Annotated in this window: 20 protein-coding genes; 9 read left to right on the plus strand and 11 right to left on the minus strand. The window is 72.5% G+C overall.

Features of this window, described 5'->3' with window-relative positions; translation table 11 throughout:
* The first annotated feature begins 152 nt into the window (after positions 1-152).
* From rpoD to ACP6CK_RS04490, 3 genes are all read left to right on the plus strand, one after another.
* Positions 153-1883: an RNA polymerase sigma factor RpoD gene (gene rpoD / locus ACP6CK_RS04480; RefSeq protein ID WP_426957657.1), complete on the plus strand. Its 1731-nt coding sequence runs from the start codon at positions 153-155 to the stop codon at positions 1881-1883.
* Positions 1884-1943: 60 nt separating this feature from the next.
* Positions 1944-4292, plus strand: a complete 2349-nt coding sequence (locus ACP6CK_RS04485; RefSeq protein ID WP_426957659.1) for a penicillin acylase family protein — start codon at positions 1944-1946, stop codon at positions 4290-4292.
* Positions 4293-4368: 76 nt separating this feature from the next.
* A complete protein-coding gene (locus ACP6CK_RS04490; RefSeq protein ID WP_426957661.1) occupies positions 4369-5133 on the plus strand; it encodes an arginyltransferase in 765 nt (254 codons plus the stop codon).
* Between the two features lie 33 nt (positions 5134-5166).
* On the opposite strand, the gene parC is transcribed toward ACP6CK_RS04490, so the two are convergent.
* Positions 5167-7401, minus strand: coding sequence for a DNA topoisomerase IV subunit A (gene parC, locus ACP6CK_RS04495; protein ID WP_426957663.1), 2235 nt, complete (start codon positions 7399-7401; stop codon positions 5167-5169).
* Positions 7402-7542: 141 nt separating this feature from the next.
* Here parC and ACP6CK_RS04500 point away from each other — a divergent pair, with 141 nt between their 5' ends.
* Positions 7543-9207, plus strand: coding sequence for a hypothetical protein (locus ACP6CK_RS04500; RefSeq protein WP_426957665.1), 1665 nt, complete (start codon positions 7543-7545; stop codon positions 9205-9207).
* Between the two features lie 18 nt (positions 9208-9225).
* Here ACP6CK_RS04500 and recO read toward each other — a convergent pair whose 3' ends face one another.
* The 10 genes from recO to ACP6CK_RS04550 form a co-directional block, all read right to left on the minus strand.
* A complete protein-coding gene (recO, locus tag ACP6CK_RS04505) occupies positions 9226-9972 on the minus strand; it encodes a DNA repair protein RecO (protein ID WP_426957667.1) in 747 nt (248 codons plus the stop codon).
* Between the two features lie 96 nt (positions 9973-10068).
* Positions 10069-10998: a GTPase Era gene (gene era / locus ACP6CK_RS04510; RefSeq protein WP_426957669.1), complete on the minus strand. Its 930-nt coding sequence runs from the start codon at positions 10996-10998 to the stop codon at positions 10069-10071.
* Positions 10991-11674, minus strand: a complete 684-nt coding sequence (gene rnc / locus ACP6CK_RS04515; RefSeq protein WP_426957671.1) for a ribonuclease III — start codon at positions 11672-11674, stop codon at positions 10991-10993. The genes era and rnc overlap by 8 nt, the downstream gene beginning before the upstream one ends.
* A gap of 16 nt (positions 11675-11690) precedes the next feature.
* On the minus strand, positions 11691-12443 hold the full coding sequence (lepB, locus tag ACP6CK_RS04520; RefSeq protein WP_426957673.1) for a signal peptidase I: 753 nt from the start codon (positions 12441-12443) through the stop codon (positions 11691-11693).
* 163 nt (positions 12444-12606) lie between these two features.
* Positions 12607-13014 (minus strand): holo-ACP synthase, encoded by a 408-nt coding sequence (gene acpS, locus ACP6CK_RS04525; protein ID WP_426957675.1) that lies wholly within the window; start codon positions 13012-13014, stop codon positions 12607-12609.
* 10 nt (positions 13015-13024) lie between these two features.
* Complete coding sequence (locus ACP6CK_RS04530) at positions 13025-15328, minus strand: RelA/SpoT family protein (RefSeq protein ID WP_426957677.1); 2304 nt, start codon at positions 15326-15328, stop codon at positions 13025-13027.
* A 13-nt stretch (positions 15329-15341) separates the two neighbouring features.
* Positions 15342-15746 carry a DNA-directed RNA polymerase subunit omega gene (rpoZ, locus tag ACP6CK_RS04535; protein ID WP_426957679.1) on the minus strand — a complete coding sequence of 135 codons (405 nt, stop codon included), beginning with the start codon at positions 15744-15746 and terminating at the stop codon, positions 15342-15344.
* 117 nt (positions 15747-15863) lie between these two features.
* On the minus strand, positions 15864-16421 hold the full coding sequence (folK, locus tag ACP6CK_RS04540; RefSeq protein ID WP_426959869.1) for a 2-amino-4-hydroxy-6-hydroxymethyldihydropteridine diphosphokinase: 558 nt from the start codon (positions 16419-16421) through the stop codon (positions 15864-15866).
* Positions 16378-17040, minus strand: coding sequence for a sulfite oxidase-like oxidoreductase (locus ACP6CK_RS04545; protein ID WP_426957681.1), 663 nt, complete (start codon positions 17038-17040; stop codon positions 16378-16380). Before ACP6CK_RS04545 ends, folK begins: the two co-directional genes overlap by 44 nt.
* A 40-nt stretch (positions 17041-17080) precedes the next feature.
* Entirely contained in the window at positions 17081-17884 is an 804-nt protein-coding gene (locus ACP6CK_RS04550) for a dienelactone hydrolase family protein (RefSeq protein WP_426957683.1), read from the minus strand.
* Positions 17885-18603: 719 nt separating this feature from the next.
* On the opposite strand from ACP6CK_RS04550, the gene ACP6CK_RS04555 reads away from it, so the two are divergent.
* Genes ACP6CK_RS04555 through ACP6CK_RS04575 form a run of 5 tightly spaced genes read left to right on the plus strand, consistent with a single transcriptional unit; the run spans position 18604 to position 22768 of the window.
* The gene (locus tag ACP6CK_RS04555; RefSeq protein WP_426957685.1) at positions 18604-19215 is read left to right on the plus strand and encodes an anthranilate synthase component II; all 612 of its coding nucleotides are present in this window, start codon (positions 18604-18606) and stop codon (positions 19213-19215) included.
* Position 19216: 1 nt separating this feature from the next.
* Positions 19217-20224, plus strand: coding sequence for an anthranilate phosphoribosyltransferase (gene trpD / locus ACP6CK_RS04560; RefSeq protein ID WP_426957687.1), 1008 nt, complete (start codon positions 19217-19219; stop codon positions 20222-20224).
* A gap of 35 nt (positions 20225-20259) precedes the next feature.
* Positions 20260-21072, plus strand: coding sequence for an indole-3-glycerol phosphate synthase TrpC (trpC, locus tag ACP6CK_RS04565; RefSeq protein ID WP_426959870.1), 813 nt, complete (start codon positions 20260-20262; stop codon positions 21070-21072).
* The gene (gene moaC, locus ACP6CK_RS04570) at positions 21069-21566 is read left to right on the plus strand and encodes a cyclic pyranopterin monophosphate synthase MoaC (protein ID WP_426957689.1); all 498 of its coding nucleotides are present in this window, start codon (positions 21069-21071) and stop codon (positions 21564-21566) included. Before trpC ends, moaC begins: the two co-directional genes overlap by 4 nt.
* Positions 21563-22768, plus strand: a complete 1206-nt coding sequence (locus ACP6CK_RS04575) for a molybdopterin molybdotransferase MoeA (protein WP_426957691.1) — start codon at positions 21563-21565, stop codon at positions 22766-22768. Before moaC ends, ACP6CK_RS04575 begins: the two co-directional genes overlap by 4 nt.
* The last annotated feature ends 14 nt before the right edge of the window (positions 22769-22782 follow it).

A 22782-nucleotide genomic window follows, 5' to 3' on the forward strand; every position in this document is an offset into this window, starting at 1 on the left:
CCCTGAACCGCCGGCCGACCGCGGGACCGCCCAGAGGCGGCCCCGCGGTCGGCGCACGCCTGCATGCAAGAGATGGAGAGGATCGGGCTGGAACGCCCGGCCGGACATGGGCGCGGCCCCGGGCCGCCCCGCAGACGTGAGCAGACCCGAACATGGATGGGATGGTTGGTTTCGACGTCGCGGTCGGCGACGTGATGAGTGAGCTTCTGTCGCCCGGCACGCCCCGGGACGGTACGACGGCGCCTGCCTCGGAAATGGCGCAGACGGTGCCGCCGGCGGCCGAGGACGTGGCCGAGACGGGCGCGGAGGAGGAGGCTGACAGCACCGCCACCGGCGAGGACGAGGAATCGGAGGAGGGCTCGGTCCCGGAGGCCGTGCGCCCCTCCGGCAACGTCGCCGCCTCCGCCCGCAGCGAGGACCCGGTCCGACTCTTCCTGCGCGAGATGGCCGATGCCCCGCTCCTCACGCGCGAGGAGGAGGTGGCCGTGGCCCAGCGCATCGAGGCCGGGCGCGGGCGCATGCTCGCCGGCCTCTGCGCCTGCCCGCTCGTCTTCGGCCACATCGCCGCTTGGCGCGACGCCCTGGCGGAGGGCCGGCGCCCGCTGCGCGAGATGATCGAGCTGGAGGCCGCCGCGGCCGAGCAGTCCGGCGCCGAGATCGACGACGAGCCGGAGGAACCCGGCCACGTCACCCTCGACGAGCGCATGCGTCCGGCGACCCTCGACCTGTTCGGCTCGCTGCTGGCCGGCGCGGAGCGGCTGCGCGCCCTCCCGCCGGGGGACGCGGAGGCGGACGCGCTGGTCGAGGCCCTCGTGGGCCTGATCGGCGATCTCCACCTTCGCCCCGCCCTCGTGGAGGAGCTGGTCGGACATGTCCGCGCGGCCCACCGCGAGCTGACGGGGCTGGAGGGGCGCGCCCTCCGCCTCGCCGGAGAGGCCGGCCTGGCCCGCGCCGACTTCCTCCGCCTGTGGGATGGCAGCGAGGCCGGCATGTCGCGCCTGACCGAGGCCGCCCGCGCCGGCGCGCGCCGGGACGCCCTGCGGGATGGGCTGGCGCCCCTCGCCGAGGCGCTGCGCGAACTGGAGGCCCGCACCGGCCTGCCGGCGCCGCGCTTCCGCGCCGTCCACGCCGAGGTCATGGGCGGCGAGCGCGAGATGCGCCGCGCGAAGGATGAGCTGACCCGCTCCAACCTGCGCGTGGTCGTCCACCTCGCGCGGAAGTACCTCAACCGCGGCCTGCAATTCGGCGACCTCATCCAGGAGGGCAACATCGGCCTGATGCGCGCGGTCGATAAGTTCGACTGGCGCCGCGGCTTCAAGTTCGTGACCTACGCCACGTGGTGGATCCGCCAGTCCATCACGCGCGCCATCGCGGAGCAGGGCCGGACCATCCGCGTCCCTGTGCACATGAACGAGACGGCGGCGAAGCTCTCCCGCGTCACCCGCCGCCTCGCCCAGACCACCGGCCGGGAGCCGACACCCGCCGAACTCGCCGCGAAGCTCGGCATGACCGCGGAGAAGGTGACCTCCGTCCAGCGCCTCGCGCGGGAACCGGTGAGCCTGGAGACCCCGATCGGCGAGGAGGGCGACGCCCAGCTCGGCGACCTGATCGAGGACCGGGACGCGGTCATGCCCTTCGACGCGGTGGCGCGCGCCAGCCTGCGGGACGCCGCCGGCAAGGTGCTCTCCGGCCTGACCCCGCGGGAGGAGCGCATCCTCCGCATGCGCTTCGGCGTCGGCAGCGGCGGTGAGCACACGCTGGAGGAGGTCGGCCAGACCTTCGGCGTCACGCGGGAGCGTATTCGCCAGATCGAGGCGAAGGCGCTCGGCAAGCTCCGCAAGTCCGTCCAGGGCCGCGTCCTCCGGAGCTTCCTCGAGGCGTAAGGCGGGAGCGCCGCCCCCGCGGCGCTCCTCTCCCTTGCCACAATCGGGAACGCGGGCCTTATGGCGGGCATGGTCCTGCCTCCGCCCCGTCGTGCCCGGTCCCCCTGGCGCTGGCTGCGCCGCGCGCTACTGGTGCTGGTCGGGCTGCCGCTGCTCGCGCTGGCGCTGGCCGGCGGCGCGGTGTGGATGACCCTGCCCGGGACGGATTCGGCGCTCCGGCTCGCCGGCCTCTCCGCCCCGGTGGACATCACCTTCGACAGCCAGGGCATCCCCCGCATCCGCGCCGCGTCCGAGCGCGACGCGGCGGTCGCGATCGGCGTCCTGCACGCCCGCGACCGTCTCTTCCAGATGGAGATGATGCGGCGCGGCGCCTCCGGCCGACTGTCGGAGATCGCCGGCCCCTCGACGCTTCGCCTGGACCGGTTCTCCCGCACCCTCGGCCTGCGCCAGCGGGCCGAAGCCGACCTCGCCGCCCTGCCGGCCGACGCCCGCGGCCTGCTGGAGGCCTACGCGGCGGGCGTGAACGCCTGGATCAACGCCCGCGGCCGCCTCGCCGCCCCCGAGTTCCTCCTCCTCGGCCAGCCCGAGCCCTGGCGCCCCGCCGACAGCCTTCTCTGGGGCAAGATCATGGGTCTCTGGCTCTCGGGGAACTGGCGGACGGAGATCGAGCGCGCCCGGCTCGCCCGCATCCTCCCGCCCGAGCGCCTGGCGGAACTCTGGCCCACCGACGACAGCCCCGGCCGTGCCGACCTCGCCGCCGTCCCGGACCCGGCCAGCCTCACCCGCCTCCTCGCCCAGATCCCGACCTGGGGAGAGGACGCCCCCCTCCCCCCGACCGCCTCCAACGCCTGGGCCCTCGGTGCCGCCCGCTCCACCACCGGCGCCCCGCTCCTCGCCAACGACCCGCATCTCGGCTTCCAGGCGCCGATCCTCTGGTATCTCGCCCGGGTCGAACTGCCCGGCGGCCGCTTCCTCGCCGGCGCCACCTCCCCCGGCGTGCCGCTGATGGTCATCGGCCGGAACGACCGCGTCGCCTGGGGCTTCACCACCACCCATTCCGACACCCAGGACGTTTTCCTCGAGCGCCTCTCCGGCCCCGACGCCTACGAGACTCCCGAGGGACCCCGCCCCTTCACGACGCGCGAGGAGCGCATCCACGTGCGCGGCCGGCCGGACGAGGTGATCCGCGTCCGCGAGACCCGCCACGGCCCCGTCATCTCCGACCTGGACGACGAGCCGCCCGGCGAGCGCGTGATGGCCGTCGCCATGGCGAACCTCGCCCCGGACGACAGCCAGGCCGCTGGACTCCTCGCCCTCAACCGCGCTCGCTCCCTGGCGGAGGCCCGCGCCGCCGCCGCCCTGATCACCAGTCCCGCGCAGAACCTCATGGTGGCGGACGTCTCGGGCGCGATCGGCCTGTTCCTGACCGGCCGCACGCCCATCCGCGCCGAGGGCGACGGCGCCACCCCCGCGCCGGGCTGGGACGGCAGCCGGGACTGGACGGGCTGGGTGCCCTTCGACTCCCTCCCCCATGTCGTGCAGCCGGAGAGCGGCGCCGTGGTGAACGCCAACAACCGCGTCCAGTCACCGGACAGCGAGGTCTTCCTCGGCCGCGACTGGTACGGCGACTGGCGCTTCCGTCGCATCGGCGAACTGTTGCGCCAGCGCCCCCGCCACGCGCCCGGCGACCTCGCTGCCATGCAGGCCGACCCGGTCTCGGTCTTCGCCCGGGAAAGCCTGCCTGCCCTCCTCGCCTTCCCCCGGCCGGGCGGCTCCGCGGGCACCGCGCGCGACCTCCTGCTCGGCTGGGACGGCGCCATGCGCCCGGAACTCCCGCAACCCCTGATCTTCAACGCCTGGTGGCAGGCCTTCGGCCGCCTCGCGCTGGCCGAGGGTGGCGTGCCCGCGAACGCCTGGTCCCCCAGCGCCGAGTTCGTCCGCTTCGTCCTCGGGCCCAACGGCACGGGCTGGTGCGGCCGCGCGGGCTGCGAGGCCCTGGCCGCCCGCGCCCTGGACGAGGCCGTGACCGCCCTCTCCGCCCGCTTCGGCCGGAACCCCGCCGCCTGGCGCTGGGGCGATGCCCACCGCGCCCGCTTCGAGCACCCGCTCCTTCGCCTGGTGCCCGTCGTTTCGGACTTCCTGCGCATCGATGCGCCGACGCCCGGCGACGGCGAGACGGTGAACCGCGGTGGCCTCGCCCGCGACTTCTCCCATATCCACGGCCCCGGCCTGCGGATCGTCATGGACCTTTCCTCCCGGGACGGCGTCGCCGCGGCCATCGCCACGGGCCAGTCGGGCAACCCGCTCTCGACCCATTGGCGCGACATGAACCCGGGCTGGGCCGCCGGCCGCCTCGTGCCGCTCTCGGCCGAGGCGCCGGTTTCCGCCCGGCTGCGCCTGGAACCCTGACACCCCACAACCCAGATTCTTCCACCGCGCTTCGGGCATGGACGACGCCCGCGGAAGCGTCGAAGATGGACCAACGATGCTGCACCGCGCCCAACGCCGCCCGCAGTTCTTCTACACCACCGCCCCGCTTCCGTGCCCTTACCTGGCCGGCCGGACGGAGCGGAAGATCGTCACGGAATTGTCCGGCCCGGAGGGCGAGGCGCTGCACGACCGCCTCTCCCGCGCCGGGTTCCGCCGGTCCCACAACATTGCCTACGCCCCGGTCTGCCCGGGATGCCAGGCCTGCGTCCCCATCCGCATCGTGGTGGACGCCTTCCAGCCCAACCGCACCCAGCGCCGCATCCTCCGCGCCAATGCCGGCCTGACCGCGCACGAGGTCCCCGCCCGCGCCACGGCCGAGCAGTTCGCCCTCTTCCAGCGCTACCAGCGCGCCCGCCATGGCGACGGAGACATGGCCGCGATGGGCTTCTACGACTACCGCGCCATGGTCGAGGACACGCCCATCACGACGGTCATGATCGAGTTCCGGGAGGCCCCCGACCGCCTTGTCGGCGCCTGCCTGACCGACTGGCTGGGTGACGGCCTCTCCGCCGTCTACTCGTTCTTCGATCCGGACCTCGCCGCCCGATCGCTCGGCACCCACGCCATCCTGCACCTCGTGGAACGCGCCCGCGCCCTCGGCCTGCCCTTCGTCTATCTCGGCTACTGGGTCCCGGAGAGCGCGAAGATGGCTTACAAGGCCAGCTTCCAGCCAAGCGAGATCCTCGCCCACGGCACCTGGCGCCGCCTGACGGACGGCAAGCCGCCGACGACCGTGCTGCTGCCGGAGAGCGTGGGATAGCGGGGGCGCCGGCGACCGGCGTCCCGTGTCTTCTTACCCGCCGAACCGGTTGCTCTTCGGGAACCCGTTCGGCGGCATCTTCCCCGCCCCGCCCCGGTTCCCGCGCCACGGTGCCAGCACCGTCTCGCTCCGCGTCCGGTCGCCCAACTGCCAGGTCAGCCCGTCCCGCCGCGCGTCGAACACCTTCACGTCGGACAGGCCGCCGTCGCGGTAGCCCTGCAGCGACACGCCCCGACCACGCGCCATCTCTGGCACCTGCTCCAGCGGGAAGACGAGCAGCTTCCGGTTCTCGCCGATCACCGCGACGGTGTCGCCCTCGACCGGCACGCAGGCCACCAGCGTATCCGGCGCGTCCACCACCAGCACCTGCTTGCCCGTCCGCTTCTCCGCCAGCAGGTCCTCCGCCTTCGCGATGAAGCCCTTCCCGGCATGGGACGCGAGCAGGAACCGCAGCCCGTCCTTCCAGACGAAGCCGGAGACGATCTCGTCCTCGTTGCCAAGCTCCACCATCAGCCGCACCGGCTGTCCGTCGCCGCGCCCGCGCGGGATTGCATCCGCCTTCACCGTGTAGGCCCGCCCGTTCGAGGCGACGAAGCCGATCCGGTCCGTCGTCTCCGCGTGCAGCAGCAGGGCGAGCGAGTCACCCTCCTTGAACTTCAGCCCGGACGGGTCCTCCAGATGCCCCTTCTGGGCCCGTAGCCACCCCTTATCCGACAGGATGACGGTGATCGGCTCGCGCTCGACGAAGTGGCTCTCGTCGAAGGCGATCGCGACCGCCTCCGTCTGCACCGTCCGCCGATCCCCCAGTGCGCCGGAGCCGAACTTGCCGCGGACGGCCTCGATCTCCTCCCCGATCCGCGCCCACTGCGCCTTGTCGCTGGAGAGCAGCTTCTGCAGCCCTTTCAGCTCCTTCGTCAGGCGCGTGTGCTCCTTCCGGATCTCCATCTCCTCCAGCTTGCGCAACGCGCGCAGCCGCATGTTGAGGATCGCCTCGGCCTGCACCTCGGTCAGGCCGAAGGTCTTCATCAGCGCGTCGCGCGGATGATCCTCCTCCCGGACGATCCGGATCACCTCGTCCAGGTTGAGATAGACGATGAGATACCCGTCCAGGATCTCCAGCCGCCGCTCGATCGCCGCCAGCCGATGGGAGGACCGGCGCACCAGCACGACCTGCCGGTGATCCAGCCAGGCCCGCAGCACCTCCCGCAAGCCCATCACCCGCGGCGTGCGCGTCGCGTCCAGCACGTTCATGTTCAGCGGCAGGCGGGATTCCAGCGGCGTCGCGCGGAACAGGCTCTCCATCAGCATGGCGGGCTCGATGGCGCGGGTCTTGGGCTCCAGCACCAGGCGCACCTTGTCCGTGCTCTCGTCCCGCACGTCACCCAGCAGCGGCAGCTTCTTCTGCTCCAGAAGCTCCGCCATCCCCTCGATCAGGCGCGACTTCTGCACCTGGTACGGGATCTCGGTGACGACGACCTGCCACGTCCCGTTCTTGAGCTTCTCCACCTCCCACTTCGCCCGCAGCCGGAACCCGCCGCGACCGGTCTCATAGGCCTGGAGGATGCTATCCGCCGGCTCCACCATCACGCCGCCGGTCGGGAAGTCCGGGCCGGGCATATGCGCCAGCAGCTCCGCCGTCGTCGCCTCCGGGTTGCGGATCAGCTCCAGCGCCGCCGCGCAGACCTCTCCCGCATTGTGCGGCGGGATGGACGTCGCCATCCCCACCGCGATCCCGTTCGCCCCGTTCGCCAGCAGGTTCGGGAAGGCGGCCGGGAGCACCACCGGCTCCTGCTCCTCCCCGTCATAGGTCGGGCGGAAGTCGACCGCGTCCTCGTCGATGCCCTCAAGCAGCGACTTCGCCACCTCGGTGAGCTTCGATTCCGTGTACCGCATCGCGGCGGCGTTATCGCCGTCGATGTTGCCGAAGTTCCCCTGCCCCTCGACGAGCGGGTAGCGGGCCGCGAAATCCTGCGCCAACCGCACCAGCGCCTCGTAGACCGAGGCATCGCCGTGCGGGTGATACTTGCCGATCACGTCGCCCACGACGCGCGCGCACTTCTTGAAGCCGCCCGCCGGGTCCAGCCGCAGCTGCTGCATCGCCCAGAGCAGCCGCCGGTGCACCGGCTTGAGCCCGTCCCGAACATCCGGAAGCGACCGCGCCATGATCGTCGACATGGCATAGGCCAGGTACCGCTCGGACAGCGCTCCGCCGAGCGGCGTCTCGTTGATCCGTCCGCCCTCCGGGGCGGTCCTCACATCGTCGGGCATGGGCGGTCTGCGCCTCTGTTCTCAATCTGTTCAGGTAGCCGATTTGTAGCAGCCACAAGCCCGCGATGCCAGCGCTGGCCGATTGATCCTGCCGCGTCGCGCCCGCAATGTGCGGCCCCGTTTCTGGGGCAGGAGATCGGCATGGCTCATCGCGCGGCGGAGCGGACGGGGCAGAGGCGCCCGGTCCCCGCACCCCGGACAGCCCTTGCCCTGGCCCTGACCACCCTTCTCCTCCCCGCCGGCGCGACGCTCGCCCAGCCCGCGGGCGATCTGCCGAAGCCGCCGCCCCTCGGCGCGCCCACCCCGCCCACGGCCCGGCCGCCCGCGGCCGTCCCGCCGCTCGCGCGTCCCCCGGCCGCCACGCCGCCCACGGCCCGGCCCCCCGCCTCCGTCGCGTCGCCCGCCTCTCCCTTCGCCCTCCGGGCCGAAGACGCCGCTCGCACGCCGCCGCTGCGTCCCGACCAGCCCGTGCAGGTCCGCCTCACCCGCGGCCAATCCGCCTTCTTTCGCGTCGCGCCGGAGGCGGGCCCGCACTATGCCGTCACCACGCGCCGCCTCGCCCGCGGCACCGACACGGTGCTGGAGGGGCTCGATGCCGCCGGCCAGGCCGTGCTGGAGGATGACGACGGTGGCGGTGGCCTCGCCTCCCAGCTCGAGATCGGCCCCGAGGACAACGTCGCGACGATCCGGGCCGGCGTCCTCGGCAACGAGGGCGGCACCTTCGAGGTTGTCCTGACCCGCGAGGCCGCCCCACCCCCGCCGGACTTCGCCACCACCCCGGCCGAGGCCGCCTCCCGCCCGCCCCTCGCGGTGGACCAAGCCGTGCGCGTCCGCCTGCGCCGCGGCCAGACCGCCTACTTCGCCCTTCCCTCCGACCGCGCCGACCTTGTCGCCCTCACCCGCGAGCTGCGCCAGGGCACCGACACCGAGCTCGCCCTGCTCGACTCCCAGGGCGAGGTCCTCTCGGAGGATGACGACGGCGGAGAGGGCCTCGCCTCCCTGCTTCCTTTGTCGGACCAGCCCAACGCCGTGGTGCTGCGCGCCAGCACGATCGGCGGCGGCGCCGGCGAGTTCACCCTCGTCCTGCAACGTGAGGCCCCGCGCGCGCCGCCGAACTTCCCGACCAGCCTGGAGGCCGCCCGCGCCCGCGGCCCCCTCGCCCCCGGGGAGTCGATCAGCCTCGACCTCGGCCGCCGCCAGTTCGCCTACTTCCCCCTCGCCGAGGGCCAGGACATCACCGCCTACACCCGCAACCTCGACGGCAACACCGACACCGTCCTCGCCCTGCTGGACGCGGACGGCGAGGTCATCCTCGAGGATGACGACGGCGGCGAGGGCCTCGCCTCCCGCCTGACCACCTCGGATGCCGGCCGGCCCGCGGCCTTCCTGCGCGCCGGCATCCTCGGCGGTCAGCCCGGCCGCTTCGACCTCGTGGTCGAGGCCGCCGCCCCGGCCCCGGCCGCCACGGACGCCCCGGACAACGTCCAGGCGGCCGCGGGCCAGGCGCCGCTGGTGCTCGGCGAGTCCGTGTCGCTCCGTCTGCGCGCCGGCCAGTCGGCCGTCTTCGCCCTGCCGAATGATGGCCGTCCCTTGGTCGCGATGACCTACGCGCTCGGTCGGAACACCGACACGGTGCTGGAACTCCTGGACGGCAACGGCGCGGTGCAGGCGGAGAACGACGATTCCGACGGCCTCGCCTCCCGCGTCGCCATCCCGGCGGAGGGCCGCCCGGCCTTCATCCGGGCCCGTCTCCTCGGAAACAGCGCGGGCAGCTTCCAGCTCGTCCTCGTCCGTCCGGCTCCCTGACCCGCAGGCGGCCGGCAGTCACGCGGACCCGTCGGCCGTCACCAACCCCGCCACACGGTCCGCGAGCGCCTCGCGCGCCGCGGGGATCGGCCGGTGCCGTGCCCCGAAAGCGTCCCGCGCCAGGAAGTGCCCGGTCAGCCGCAGCCCCGCCGCCCAATCCTCCGGGGCTGCCCGCGCTGCCTCATCCCGCAGGAAGGCCGGCAGCGGGAGCATCCGGTCGAGATACGGTGCCGCCGCCTCCTCAGACACCGCGCAGCCCGACTTCGGCGAGACATGGGTGAGCTCCGTCTCCGCCCCCGTCGCCACGCAGCGCCGCAGGTCCAGCCCGTAGCCGAGATCGGCCAGGACCAGCACCTCCCACCGGATGTAATCCGCCATGACCTCCGCCGCGCCGCGCTGGAGATGCGCGATGATCGGCACCAGCGCCCCGAACACGCGGGGATGCGCCTCCCGCTCCGGCAACGCGTCCGCCGCGACCGCGCATGCCGAGGACAGCAGCGCGAGGGCGAGCGGATCTTCCATCGCCAGCGCCGCCGCCGGATGCACCAGCTCTCCGGTCAGGTTCCCCAGCTGATCGGCCAGCCGCGCCACCCAGCGCACGTCCACGAGGTTCCCCGGCAGCCAGATCGCCGCCTGCCCACGGGAAGCCCCGCCCTTCACCAGGCCGGCGTGCCGCCCGTGCTCCTCCGTGAGAAGCGTGACGACGGCCCCGCCCTCACCGAGCGGCCGAGCGTCGAGAACGATGGCGGGAGCGGTCCATTCCATGCGGAGAAGATGGGAGCACCGGCCGCCCGGCACCACACGCGGGCCCGACGCGACTGGAAGCAACCAGCGTCCGATGCCGGGACGCTCACGCGTCGCCTAGTCCAGATCCTCCAGCCCCAGCGCCCGAAGCCGCCCCCGCTCCTCATCCCAGCCCGGCCGGTCCTTCACGTTCAGGAACAGGTGCACCGGCCGCTCCATCAGCTTCGTCAGCTCCGCGCGGGCCCTCTGCCCGATCTCCCGGATGCGGGACCCCTTGTCCCCGATCAGGATCGCCTTCTGCGACGCCCGCGCGACGTAGATCGTGCAATCGATCCGCACGGACCCGTCCTTCCGCTCCTGCCAGGACTCGGTCTCCACCGTCGCGTGGTGCGGCACCTCCTCATGGGTCTGCCGCAGGATCTGCTCCCGCACGATCTCCGCCGCCAGCATCCGCTCCGTCAGGTCGGACAGCTCGTCCTCCGGGAACAGCCAGGGCCCGAGCGGCATTGCCGCTCCCAGCCGGGCTCGCAGCCGGTCGACCCCGTCCCCGGATTCCGCGCTGACCATGAAGGTCTCGTCGAAGCTCAGGGCCTCGTTCAGCTCCGCCGTCAGGGGCAACAGCCGCTTCGTGTCGAACAGGTCCGTCTTGTTCAGCACCAGCCACAGCGTCGGCTTCTGCTTCTTCAGCCGGTTCAGAATCGCCCGCAGCGGGTCCGTGATCCCCGCCCGCCCGTCCACCACGAGCAGCGCCAGGTCCGCATCCTGCGCACCGCCCCAGGCCGCCGCGACCATCGCCCGGTCCAGCCGCCGCCGCGGGGCGAAGATCCCCGGCGTGTCCGTCAGCACCACCTGGGACGTGCCCTCGGTCAGCACGGCCCGGATGCGGAAGCGCGTCGTCTGCGGCTTGGCCGAGACGATCGAGACCTTCGCCCCCGCCAGTCGGTTCACCAGTGTGGACTTGCCCGCATTCGGCGCGCCGAGCACCGCGACGATCCCGGCCCGCGTCGGCTCCGCCGGGGCCGGGGTCTCCCCAGGCGCCTCACTCACGGCCGAGCACCGTCAGCAGAGCCTCCGCGGCCGCCTGCTCCGCGGCCCGCTTGCTGTCGCCGGAGGCCTCCGCAGCCTTCCCGCCGGCCCGCACCGAGACGGTGAAGACGGGCGCGTGGGACGGCCCCTCGGCCGAGACGAGCGCATACTCCGGCAGGCCCAGGCCGCGCCCGAGCGACCATTCCTGCAGCCGGCTCTTGGCCGACATGGGCGGCGTCTCGTCCGCCTCCATGGCCTCCGTCCATTCCCGCCGCACGAAGCTCCGCGCCGCCTCCAGCCCGCCATCGAGGTACAGCGCGCCGATCAGGGCCTCCGTTGCGTCCGCGAGCACGGTCGCCCGCTGCCGCAGCCCCGTCCTGCCCTCGGCCGGCGGAATCCGTAGCGCGGCGGACAGCCCAATCACCTCGCCGACCCGCGCCAGCGTATCCGCCGCGACGAGCACCGAGAGACGCTTGCCCAGCGCCCCCTCGCGCTCCTCCGGGAAACGCTCGGCCAGCCACTCCGCCATGCAGAGCGCGAGCACCCGGTCCCCCAGGAACTCCAGCCTCTCGTTCGAATCGAGCTGCTTCCGCCGCGGATCGGCCGCGGAGCGGTGCGTCAGCGCCTGTTCCAGCAGCGCCGCGTCCCGGAAGCCGTGCCCCAGCCGATCCGCGAGCGCGGCGACCGCGGGCTTCACGGGATTCTGCCCGGCATCACCGGACGCCGGAGAGGATCCGCGACCAGCGGACCGCGAAGGGCCAGGCCCAGACTTCCCACCAGTTCGCCGAACCATCCCAGGAGAAGAAGATGAACTCCGCCCGTCCGACAAGGTTCTCCACCGGCACGAAGCCGACATAGTTCGTCGCCCGGCTGTCCAGCGAGTTGTCGCGGTTGTCGCCCATGGCGAAGACATGGTTCGCCGGGACCACGAACTCCTGCGTGTTGTCGTAGGGGCCCTCGTCCGACTGCTCCAGGATGTCATGGGCGCGCGGCTGCGACCCAGGGCTGGCGGGCAGCGTCTCGCGGTAGCGGCGCACCGTCAGGCGCGGCCCATCCCCCTCCACCGTATAGGGACCGAGGTTGTCCCGCGTCACCGGAGTCCCGTTCACCCGAAGGATCCCGTTCCGCACCTGGATACGGTCGCCCGGCAGGCCGACGATCCGCTTGATGTAGTCGGTCGTCCCGTCCCGCGGCAGCTTGAACACCGCCACGTCCCCGCGCGCCGGCAGCGAGCCGAAGATGCGGCCGCTGAACAGGTTCGGGCTGAAGGGCAGCGAGGCCCGCGAATAGCCGTAGGAATACTTCGAGACGAAGAGGTAGTCCCCCACGAGCAAGGTCGGGATCATGCTGCCCGAGGGGATGTTGAACGGCTCGAACGCCACCGTCCGGATGCCGATGGCAATGAGCCCGGCATAAAGGATCGTCTTCAGGCTCTCCAGCCAACCGCCGGAGGACTTCTTGCTCATCGCACTGGAATCCACGGGACCCCCAACCGGCCGTTCATCGCACGCCCAGCCCAGCCGAGCGCCCCGGGCACGCACCGGGCCGTTCCTTCACGGGAGGAGGGAGGCGGGCCGTGGGGTGCTCCCAAAGCCGTTCCCTGTCAAGGAACCGTCCCGTAACGGATCCTCACGGCGCCGGCACGGCGGAGATGACGACCACCGCCTCGGCGTAGGGATACTCGTCCGTCATGGTTAGGTGGACCTGCGGCGCGTGCCCCGCCGGGACCATCGCCGCCAGCCGCTCGGCCGCTCCGCCGGTCATCCGCAGCGTCGGCTGGCCGGAGGGCAGGTTCACGACCCCCAGGTCCCGCCAGAACACCCCGGCCCGGAACCCCGTCCCGAGCGCCTTGGAGGCCGCCTCCTTCGCCGCGAACCGCTTCGCATAGGTCCCCGTCCGCATCTGCCCCTGCCGCCGCTCGGCCTTCGCCCGCTCGGCTTCGGTGAAGACGCGCTCCAGGAACCGCTCCCCATGCCGCTCCAACACCCGCTCGATTCGGCGGATGTCCACGATGTCGTTCCCCAGGCCGAGGATCATGAACGCGCCCTCACGCCTTCGCCCGCTCCACCTGCTCGATTCCGGGGCAGGCCCGCAGCGCCGCGATCACGCTGGACAGGTGACGCAGATCCTTCACCTCCATGTCCACCGCCAGCTCCGCGTGATCCGCCGCCCGGTGCACGAAGCGCAGGGACTGGATGCGCGCATCCTGCTTCGCGATCGCGATGGTCATCGCCGCCACGGCCGAATCCTCGTTCGAGGTGATGACGGACAGCCGCGCGACATGCTCGCCGGCCGCGCCGGGCCGGGTGTCCCAGTCCACGTCGATGAAGCGCTCCGGCGTCGCCGCGAAGGCCTCCAGCGTGTGACACCCCTGCTTGTGGATGGTGACGCCCCGCCCGGTGGATACGATCCCCACGATCGTGTCGCCGACCACCGGATGGCAGCACCCCGCGAAATTCACGGCCATGCCCGCGACCAGACCGGTGATCCCGTGCGCCACCTCCCGCCCGCGGGCATGGGGCACGGTCGCCCCCGGCTTCCCCCGTGCGCGCCCGAGCGGGAAGTTCTCGAGCGGAGAGACCGACGGCCGCGGCGATCCCCGCAGCTCCGGCACCGCCGCGTGCAGCACGTCCTTCGCCGAGATATGCCCGCCGCCCACCGCGACGCACAGCTCCTCGAACCCTGGCTGCTTCAGCGCCTTGACCGCCGGCTCCGCGATCTTCTCCGAGAAGTCCAGCCCCTCCTGCCGGAACGCCCGCGCGATCGCCTGCCGCCCGGTCTCGCGGCTCTCCTCCCGCTGTGCCGCCAGCACGGTCCGCCGGATGCGTGCCCGCGCCTTGCCGGTGACGACGAAGCGCTCCCAGGCCGGGTTTGGCTTGCCGCCCCGCGCCGTGATGATCTCGACCTGGTCGCCGTTCTCCAGCTGGTGCCGCAGCGGGACGATCCGCCCATTGATCTTCGCCCCGACGCAGGAATCCCCGACGACCGAGTGCACCTGATAGGCGAAGTCCACCGGCGTCGCCCCGCGCGGCAGGGCGATCAGGTCGCCCTTCGGCGTGAAGCAGAAGACCTGGTCCTGGTGCAGCGCGAGCTTCGTGTTCTCCAGGAAGTCCTGTGCCTGGTCGGCGTTGTCCAGGATCTCCAGCAGGTCCTTCACCCACGGATACCGCTTGCGGTCCCGCGCCGCGGTCGCCGCGCCCTCCGGCCCCTGCTTGTAGATCCAGTGCGCGGCGACGCCGAACTCCGCCACCTCGTGCATCTCCGGCGTCCGGATCTGCACCTCGATCTTCGCGTTCCGCCGCTCCGGCACCGTCACGCCCGTGTGCAGGGACTGGTACCCGTTCGACTTCGGGGTGGAGATGTAGTCCTTGAACCGCCCGGGCACGACGCGATAGGCGGAATGCACCGCTCCCAGCGCCGCGTAGCAGTCGGCCTTCGTCGCGGTGATGACGCGGAAGGCCATGATGTCCGAGAGCTGCTCGAACTCGACCTTCTTCGAGTGCATCTTCAGCCAGATGCCGTAGGCCGTCTTCTCCCGCCCCTGCAGCTCGATCACCGGCACCTCGGACCCGATCAGCACGCGCCGCAGGTCCGCCGCGATATCGGCGATCAGGTCCGCCCCCTGCCCCCGCAGGAAGGCCAGCCGCGCCACGATGGTCTGGCAGGCATCCGGCTGGATCTCCCGAAAGGCGAGATCCTCCAGCTCGTCCTTCACCGCCTGCATGCCGATGCGCTCGGCCAGCGGCGCGTAGATCTCCATCGTTTCCTTCGCCGTGCGCTGGCGACGATGCTCCTGCGGGACGAAGTGCAGGGTCCGCATGTTGTGCAGCCGGTCCGCCAGCTTCACCAGCAGGACCCGGATGTCCTCGCTCATCGCGAGGACGAGCTTGCGGAAGTTCTCCGCCTGCTTCGTCCGCTCGGATTGGAGCTCCAGCCGGGTCAGCTTCGTGACCCCGTCCACGAGCTTCGCGATCTCCGGCCCGAACCTCTGGGACAGCCCGGCCAGGGTCAGCCCGGTATCCTCGACCGTGTCGTGCAGCAGGGCGGTCGCGACCGTCGCGGCGTCCAGCCGGTACCCGGCCAGGATGCGGGCCACCTCCACGGGGTGGCCGATATAGGGATCGCCGTTATCGCGGGCCTGGCCTCGGTGCGACTCCTCGGCGACGGCATAGGCCCGCCGGATCAGGTCCCCGTCAGCCCGGGGATCATAGCCCGTGACGAGCGCGGCCAGCTCCTCGCCGGGATCGGCCGGCAACACGGCGGGCGGCGCGAGCCGCGTCGCGACGCCCTCGGGCGCGCGCGGCGCCCAGGCGACGCCGGGAAGGATTCGGGACCCGGCGCCGTCGTTCATTGAGGGGCCCGGCTCAGCGGCGGCCGCCGCCGCCGAGCTCGGCAGCGATCGCCGCCTCGATGTCGTCCGCCGACATGTCCTCCACCGACATCCCGGCCTCGGCCGCCTCGGTCTCGTTCACGTCCATCACGCCGAAGATGTTCTCGTCGGTGGTGATGAGGTCGATCACCTCCTCCTCCACCGGCTCGGGCTCCGGCGCGCGCAGCAGGGACTTCACGATGTCCTGCTCCAACGTATCCAGCTCCACGGTCTGGTCGGCGATCTCGCGCAGGGCGATGACCGGGTTCTTGTCGTTGTCGCGATCCACCGTCAGCTCCTCGCCGCGGGAGATCGCGCGGGCGCGCTGCGCCGCGAGCATCACCAGCTCGAAGCGGTTGGGAACCTGAAGGATGCAGTCTTCGACCGTGACGCGGGCCATGGGCGGAATCCGGAACTGTGCGGGGAGGAACAGGGCAGATAGCCACCGGAGCCCCGCAAAGCAACCCTTGCGGCCGCCTGCCGCCGCTCAAGCCCGGGATGACCGGCGCGCCGAGGCTCAGGCCGCCGCCCCCGATCCGATAACCCGCATCGGCGCCGGCGGCAGCCCCGCCAACAAGGCCGCCACCCCCTGGCCCGTGGCCGGATGGACCCATCCTGGCCACACCTCTCGCAGCGGCTCCAGCACGAAGCGCCTGACATATGCCCGCGGATGCGGCAGCACCGGGTCGGGCGCCTCCCGCACCAGCCCACCCATCGCCACGATGTCGAGGTCCAACGTCCGCGGCGCGTTGCGGTAGGGCCGCTCCCGCCCCGCCGCCGCCTCGATCCCCTGCAACGCCAACAGAAGCGGCCCGGGCTCTGCCGCCCCCCGAAGCCGTGCCACCCCGTTCACATACCAGGGCGTCGTGTCAGACGGCGGCTCCGGCGCGGTCTCCCACCAGCGTGACAGCGCGATCAGCCGCAGTCCGCAAACCCCGTCCAGCGCCACCGCCGCCGCCCGGCAGGTGGCCAGCGGCGCCGCCCCATCGCGCCCGGGAAGATTCGCCCCGATCGCGATCAGGACATCCCCGTCAGGAATACCGCTCCTCCATCCAGGGATCGCCGCGCTCGTGATACCCGCGAACCTCCCAGAAGCCCGGCCGGTCCTCGGCCAGCAGGGTGATCCGACGCAGCCATTTCGGGCTCTTCCAGAAATACAGGTGCGGCACCACCAGCCGCATCGGCCCCCCGTGCTGCCGCTCCAGCTTCCAGCCGTTCCAATGCGTCGCGAGCAGGTTCTCCGGGCGATCCAGATCCGCCAGCGGCAGGTTCGTGGTGTAGCCGTCATGCGATTCCATGGTCACGAACCGTGCCTCCGGCCCCGGCCTGGCCATGGCCAGCACCGTCTGCACGGCGATCCCCCGCCAGTCATTGTCGTAGCGGGACCACTGCGTGACGCAGTGGATGTCGTTCCGCCGCTCCTCCTGCGGCAGCGCCAGGAGTTCCGCCCAGGACAGCGAAACCGGGCTCTCCACCAGCCCGTCCACGTCCAGCCGCGCTGCCGCCTCCTCCACCGCGGGCTGGATGCCCAGGTCCAGCACCGGCCAGTCCTGCACCAGCCGCTGCCCCGGCGGCAGTCGGTCCCGCGCCGGATCGGCAGGGGTCCCGGTCAGCAGCCGGCCCTCCTCCGCCCAACGCTGCTTCGTGCGCACCAGCTTCTCGCGCGTGCCCGGAGGCGCCGATTCATCGCTCATGGCCGGAGAGGTGCGCGCAGGCGCCGCCGCTTGCAACCGGTCACGGGTGCGTCGCGAGCCAGGCCTCCACGATCGGCCCCCAGACCGCCGCCCCGCCCCGCCCATAGAACATGTCGTGCCCGTCCCGGCCCCAGGCCGGCAGCGGCCGCAACTCGGACCATCCTCCCGCCGCCCGATGCGCCGCATGCATCGCCGCCGCCAGCTCCGGTGCGAAGAACCCGTCATTCGCCGTGTAGAGCCACAGCATCGGCAGTGGCTCCGCCGCCCCCCGCGCCAGCCGCCCGGCATCGGCCACCAGGCGGTCCGGCCGGCAATTCTCGTTCGGCACGTCCCCTTTCTGCCCGCCCCGCCCCCCGGCGACGTTCACCACCGCCGTCACGCCCGGCGGCGGATCGGCGGCGATGGCCAGGGCGCCCCACCCCCCCGCGGATTGTCCGATCACCGCGACCCCACCGGGCGCGATGCCCGGCTGCCCCCGCGCCACCGCGATCGCCGCCGCGATGTCCCGCGCTGTCTCCCGCGCCGCCCGCACGTAGTCCGGATCCTCGCAGCGCCCATAGGCCTCCTCCCAGGCGCCGCCCTCGGGGCCGTAGCCCCGCCGCAACGGCGCCAGCACCGCGTGTCCCCGATCCAGGAACCACCGCGCCGGTTCCGAATCACACGCCAGCAGCGAATACCGCGCCCGGATCGCCGGATTGCCCCCAGGCGATCCGTGGTTGATCACGACCAACCGCGCCGCGTCCGCGGAGGCCGGGCGGCAGAGCCGCGCCCGGATCGTCCGCACCTCGCCCGAGGCCGTCGCGACCGGCACCTCCAGCACCTCGCCCTTCGAGGCAGCCGGCAAGGGCGCGCATCCCAAGGCCGCCAGGAGCGCTGCACCGGCGAGCGCCCTTCGCAGCAGCTCGCCGCGGCGCAGCGCCCATGCGAACCGGCGCGCCCACCTTGACTTCTGCCGGACCCCCATGTTAGGAATATAGTCGTTCACCGAAGTCGTCCGCGAGAGGCTCGTCGCCTGACAGTACCCCCGATGCCGGGGGTCCCAAGCCCCGCCGCCACAAGCCGCTCCGGTCCCACACCCGCGGACCCGCCGTCCACGAGGGGCCGTCGCCAAGAATGGGCACCGGCCCCGGACCGAAAAGACCTTCCCTCAAATCGCCTGATTCGATGTACGGCCGGGACTGGATTGAGAACGTCCAGCCGGCCGAGAACCGGCTCGTGCGGCCCGGCACCGGCGCGAGAGCACGAGGCGCGGTCGCCTGAAGCCCTGGAAGGTACCGGTCGAAGATCGCCTGCGCCGTCGTCTCGTCCACCGCCATGCCCCCTGGTCATGACGTGCGAGGCTAGCCCGGCACATCGGCGTCCTCCATCACCACCGCCCGCGTAAGGATGTAAGGCGGTAAGGAAGTAAGGCGGCGGACGAGAGAGTTGCGGCTTGGTTCAGCATCTGAGCCGCCTCGCCGCCGGTCCGACCCACGCAAGGATGTAAGGAAGCGCCCCATCCCTTCCCCGACCTGCACGGCCCAGCTTGACCGCACCCGCCCCCTGGCCCGAAGTGATCCCGCCATGATGCTCCTGATCGACAACTACGACAGCTTCACCTTCAACCTCGTCCACTTCCTGGGCGACCTGGGGGCTGAGGCGGAGGTCTGGCGCAACGACAAGATCACGCCGGACGAGGCGCTGGAGCGGAAGCCGGAGGCGATCATCCTCTCCCCCGGCCCCTGCACCCCCAACGAGGCCGGCATCTGCCTCGACCTCATCGGGGCGGCCGCGAAGAAGGGCGTGCCGGTCTTCGGCGTCTGCCTCGGCCACCAGGCCATCGGCCAGGCCTTCGGCGGCACCGTCATTCGCGCGCCCGAGCCCGTGCACGGCAAGGTCCACCCCATCACCCACGGCAACACCGACGTCTTCGCCGGCCTACCCTCCCCCTTCCAGGCCACTCGCTACCACTCTCTCGTCGTCCGGCGCGACGACCTGCCCGCCTGCCTCACCGTGACCGCGGAGACCAAGGACGGCCTGATCATGGGCCTCGCCCACAAGGACCTGCCGGTCTGGGGCGTGCAGTTTCACCCGGAGAGCATCGCCTCCCAGAACGGCCACGACATCCTGGCGAACGTCATGCGGCTCGCCGGCCTGTCGCCCAAGGAACGCGAACTCCTCCCCAAGGCGGCCTGACATGTCCCTCCGACCGGTTCTCGCCCGCCTCGCGGCGGGCGAGCGGCTCGCTGAGAGCGAGGCCGAGCACGCCTTCGGCGTCATCATGTCCGGCGAGGCCACCCCCGCCCAGATCGCCGGCATGCTGATGGCCATGCGCGTCCGAGGCGAGACGGTGCCGGAAATGACCGGCGCGGTCCGCGCCATGCGTGCCCGCATGACCGCGGTCGAGGCGCCCCCCGGCGCCATCGACATCGTCGGCACGGGCGGCGACGCGGCCGGAACGCTGAACATCTCCACCGCCTCGGCCCTCGTCGTGGCGGGCTGCGGCGTCCCCGTCGCGAAGCATGGGAACCGCGCCCTCTCCTCAAAATCGGGCGCCGCGGACGTCCTCAGCGCGCTCGGCGTGGACACGGACGTCCCCTTCGAACGCCTGCCGGAGGTCATGCGGTCCGTCGGCATGGCCTTCCTCATGGCCCCGCGCCACCACGCCGCCCTGCGCCACGCCGCCGGACCGCGGATGGAGCTGGGCACGCGCACCATCTTCAACCTGCTCGGCCCCCTGGCGAACCCCGCCCGCGTCCGCCGCCAGATGACCGGCGCTTTCGCCGCCGACTGGCTGCGCCCAATGGCCGAGACCCTCGGCCGCCTCGGCACCGAGCGCGCCTGGCTCGTCCACGGGCAGGGCCTGGACGAGCTCACCATCGCCGGCCCGTCGCAGGTCGTGGAGCTGCGGGACGGCGCCCTCCGTGAATTCGAGGTGACACCGGAAGACGCCGGCCTGCCCCGAGCCCCTGCCGAGACTCTCCGCGGCGGCACCCCCGTCGAGAACGCCGAGGCCCTGCTCGATCTCCTCCGGGGAGCCGAAAGCCCTTACCGCGACTGCGTCCTTCTCAACGCCGCCGCCTCCCTGGTCGTCGCCGACCGGGCGGACAACCTCCGGGCCGGCGCCGCCCTCGCCGCCCAAGCCCTGGCGGAGGGCAAGCCGATGGCCGTGCTGGAGCGTCTGCGGGGCGCAACGCGGCCTTGACGGCGACCATCCTGCGGCCGCACGAACCGCCCGCCATGGACACGAACCCCGCACTCTCGGACACGCTCCGACGCATTCTGTCGGACAAGCGCGCCGAGGTGCAGGCGCGCATGCAGGAGGCCTCGCAATCCGAGATCGAGCGCCGCGCCCGCGACGCCGATCCCGTGCGCCCCTTCATGCAGGACCTCTGCACCGCCGTCGCGGACAGCCGCGTCGGCCTCATCGCGGAGATCAAGCGCGCCTCTCCGTCCGGCGGCCTGATTCGCGACCCGTTCGATCCGGCCGAGATCGCCCAGGCCTACGAGGCGGCCGGCGCGGTCTGCCTCTCCGTCCTGACGGACGAGCCCTATTTCCAGGGCCGCCCCGAGCACCTCCAGGCTGCCCGCGCGGCGACGCGCCTGCCGGTGCTGCGGAAGGACTTCATGATCCACCCCTGGCAGGTCTTCGAGGCCCGGGCGATGGGTGCCGACGCCGTCCTCATCATCATGGCCGCCCTGACGGATGAAGAGGCCTCCGCGATCGAGGACGCCGCCCGCGCCCTCGACATGAGCGTCCTCGCCGAGGTCCATGACGAGGCCGAGCTGGAGCGTGCCCTCGGCCTCGAGACCCGCCTCATCGGCGTGAACAACCGCGATCTCCGGACCCTCGTCACCGACGTCGCCGTGACCGAGCGCCTGGCCCCCCTGATCCCCGCGGACCGCATCCCCGTGGCCGAGAGCGGCATCCGCACCGCCGACGATGTCCGTCGCATGGCCGCCGCCGGCGCCCGCTGCCTCCTGGTCGGCGAGCACCTGTTGCGCCAACCCGACGTCGGCGCCGCCGTCCGCACCCTCATCGGCGCCGCTTGAGCTCCCCCCTTACTCATTTCGACGCCGCCGGCCGCGCGGCGATGGTGGACGTCTCCGCCAAGCCCGAGACGGTCCGCACCGCCACCGCCCGGGGACGCGTGGTGATGCGCCCAGAAACCCTCGCCCTCATCACCGAGGGCCGGGCAAACAAGGGTGACGTCCTCGGCGTAGCCCGCCTCGCCGGCATCATGGGGGCCAAGCGCACCGCCGACCTCATCCCCCTCTGCCATCCCCTCCCGATCTCCTCTGTGGCGCTCGAACTCACCCCTTCCGCCCCGGACGCCGTGGAGATCGAGGCCACCGTCCGCACCACCGGCCGCACCGGCGTGGAGATGGAAGCGCTGACCGCCGTCACCGTCGCCGCCCTGACGATCTACGACATGTGCAAGGCCGCCGACCGTGCCATGCAGATCGAGGCCGTGCGCCTCCACAGCAAGTCCGGCGGCCGCTCCGGCGACTACGTCGCGCAGGAAGACGTGACGCCCCGCCCGTGATCCCGGTCGCGGACGCCCTCGCCCGCATCCTCGACGGCCTGCCCCCCACGGGGCCGGAGACGGTGGCGCTGCCCGAGGCCTGGGGCCGCGTCCTCGCCGCTCCCGTCGCGGCTCGCCTGACGCAGCCGCCCGCCGCCGTCTCCGCCATGGACGGCTACGCCCTTCGCGCCGCCGACGCCGCCGTGGGCACCCCGTTGCGCGTGATCGGTCAGGCGCCCGCCGGCCACCCCTTCCCCGGCCAGGTCGGCCCGGGCGAGGCGGTCCGCATCTTCACCGGCGGCTTCGTCCCACCCGGCGCCGACGCCATCCTCCTCCAGGAAGACGCGACCGCCGCGGATGGCCGGGTTACTGCCACTGAGGCCCCGCGCGCCGGACGCCACATCCGGCGCGCTGGCCTCGACTTCGCCGCCGGCGACACCCTGCTGTCCCCCGGCCGCAAGCTGACCGCCCGCGACATCGGCCTGGCTGCCGCCGGCAACCATCCCTGGGTGACGGTCCACCGCCGCCCGCGGGTCGGCATCCTCGCCACCGGCGACGAGATTGCCCTTCCCGGCGATCCGCTGCCCGAGGGAGGGATCGTCTCCTCCAACGCGCATGCCCTGGCCACGCTCATCCGCGCAGGCGGGGGCGACTCGCTTGTCCTGCCCATCGCGCCCGACGACCGGGACGCCATCGCCGCGATCGCGGGCGCCGCCGCCCGCTGCGACCTGCTGGTCACCACCGGCGGCGCGAGCGTCGGCGACCACGACCTGGTCCAGGCCGCCCTCGGTCCGGAGGGCTTCTCATTGGACTTCTGGAAGATCGCCATGCGGCCGGGCAAGCCGCTGATCTTCGGGCATTTGCACGGCACGCCGCTGCTCGGGCTCCCGGGAAACCCGGTGTCCGCCCTCGTCTGCGCGGTGCTGTTTCTCCTTCCCTCCCTCGCGCGCCTCTCCGGCGCCCCGGCCGGACCCACGCCCCGCCGCCCCGCGCTGCTCGGCACCGACCTGCCCGCCAATGACCGGCGGGAGGACTACGTGCGCGCCACCCTCTCGGCGGACGCGTCGGGCGCGCTCGTCGCCACGCCGTTTTCCTTGCAGGACAGTTCGATGCTGACCGTCCTGGCCCGGGCGGACGCACTTCTGGTCCGCGCCCCGTACGCGCCTGCGGCCAGGGCCGGGGAACCCGTGTCCGTCATCGAACTTTCGACGCTGGGCGTCTGAATTTCCCGTCATCC

The sequence above is a fragment of the Muricoccus radiodurans genome, assembly GCF_050154705.1.
In the GTDB taxonomy this organism is placed as follows: domain Bacteria; phylum Pseudomonadota; class Alphaproteobacteria; order Acetobacterales; family Acetobacteraceae; genus Roseomonas; species Roseomonas radiodurans.

What these genes read in the sequence shown, in the direction of transcription:
- rpoD (WP_426957657.1), top strand. Translation starts at nt 153, where the DNA reads ATGGATGGGATGGTTGGTTTCGACGTCGCGGTCGGCGACGTGATGAGT.
- ACP6CK_RS04555 (WP_426957685.1), top strand. Translation starts at nt 18,604, where the DNA reads ATGATGCTCCTGATCGACAACTACGACAGCTTCACCTTCAACCTCGTC.
- ACP6CK_RS04500 (WP_426957665.1), top strand. Translation starts at nt 7,543, where the DNA reads ATGGCTCATCGCGCGGCGGAGCGGACGGGGCAGAGGCGCCCGGTCCCC.
- parC (WP_426957663.1), bottom strand. Translation starts at nt 7,401, where the DNA reads ATGCCCGACGATGTGAGGACCGCCCCGGAGGGCGGACGGATCAACGAG.
- ACP6CK_RS04545 (WP_426957681.1), bottom strand. Translation starts at nt 17,040, where the DNA reads ATGAGCGATGAATCGGCGCCTCCGGGCACGCGCGAGAAGCTGGTGCGC.
- ACP6CK_RS04485 (WP_426957659.1), top strand. Translation starts at nt 1,944, where the DNA reads ATGGCGGGCATGGTCCTGCCTCCGCCCCGTCGTGCCCGGTCCCCCTGG.
- acpS (WP_426957675.1), bottom strand. Translation starts at nt 13,014, where the DNA reads ATGATCCTCGGCCTGGGGAACGACATCGTGGACATCCGCCGAATCGAG.
- rpoZ (WP_426957679.1), bottom strand. Translation starts at nt 15,746, where the DNA reads ATGGCCCGCGTCACGGTCGAAGACTGCATCCTTCAGGTTCCCAACCGC.
- recO (WP_426957667.1), bottom strand. Translation starts at nt 9,972, where the DNA reads ATGGAATGGACCGCTCCCGCCATCGTTCTCGACGCTCGGCCGCTCGGT.
- ACP6CK_RS04530 (WP_426957677.1), bottom strand. Translation starts at nt 15,328, where the DNA reads ATGAACGACGGCGCCGGGTCCCGAATCCTTCCCGGCGTCGCCTGGGCG.
- lepB (WP_426957673.1), bottom strand. Translation starts at nt 12,443, where the DNA reads ATGAGCAAGAAGTCCTCCGGCGGTTGGCTGGAGAGCCTGAAGACGATC.
- trpD (WP_426957687.1), top strand. Translation starts at nt 19,217, where the DNA reads ATGTCCCTCCGACCGGTTCTCGCCCGCCTCGCGGCGGGCGAGCGGCTC.
- ACP6CK_RS04490 (WP_426957661.1), top strand. Translation starts at nt 4,369, where the DNA reads ATGCTGCACCGCGCCCAACGCCGCCCGCAGTTCTTCTACACCACCGCC.
- trpC (WP_426959870.1), top strand. Translation starts at nt 20,260, where the DNA reads ATGGACACGAACCCCGCACTCTCGGACACGCTCCGACGCATTCTGTCG.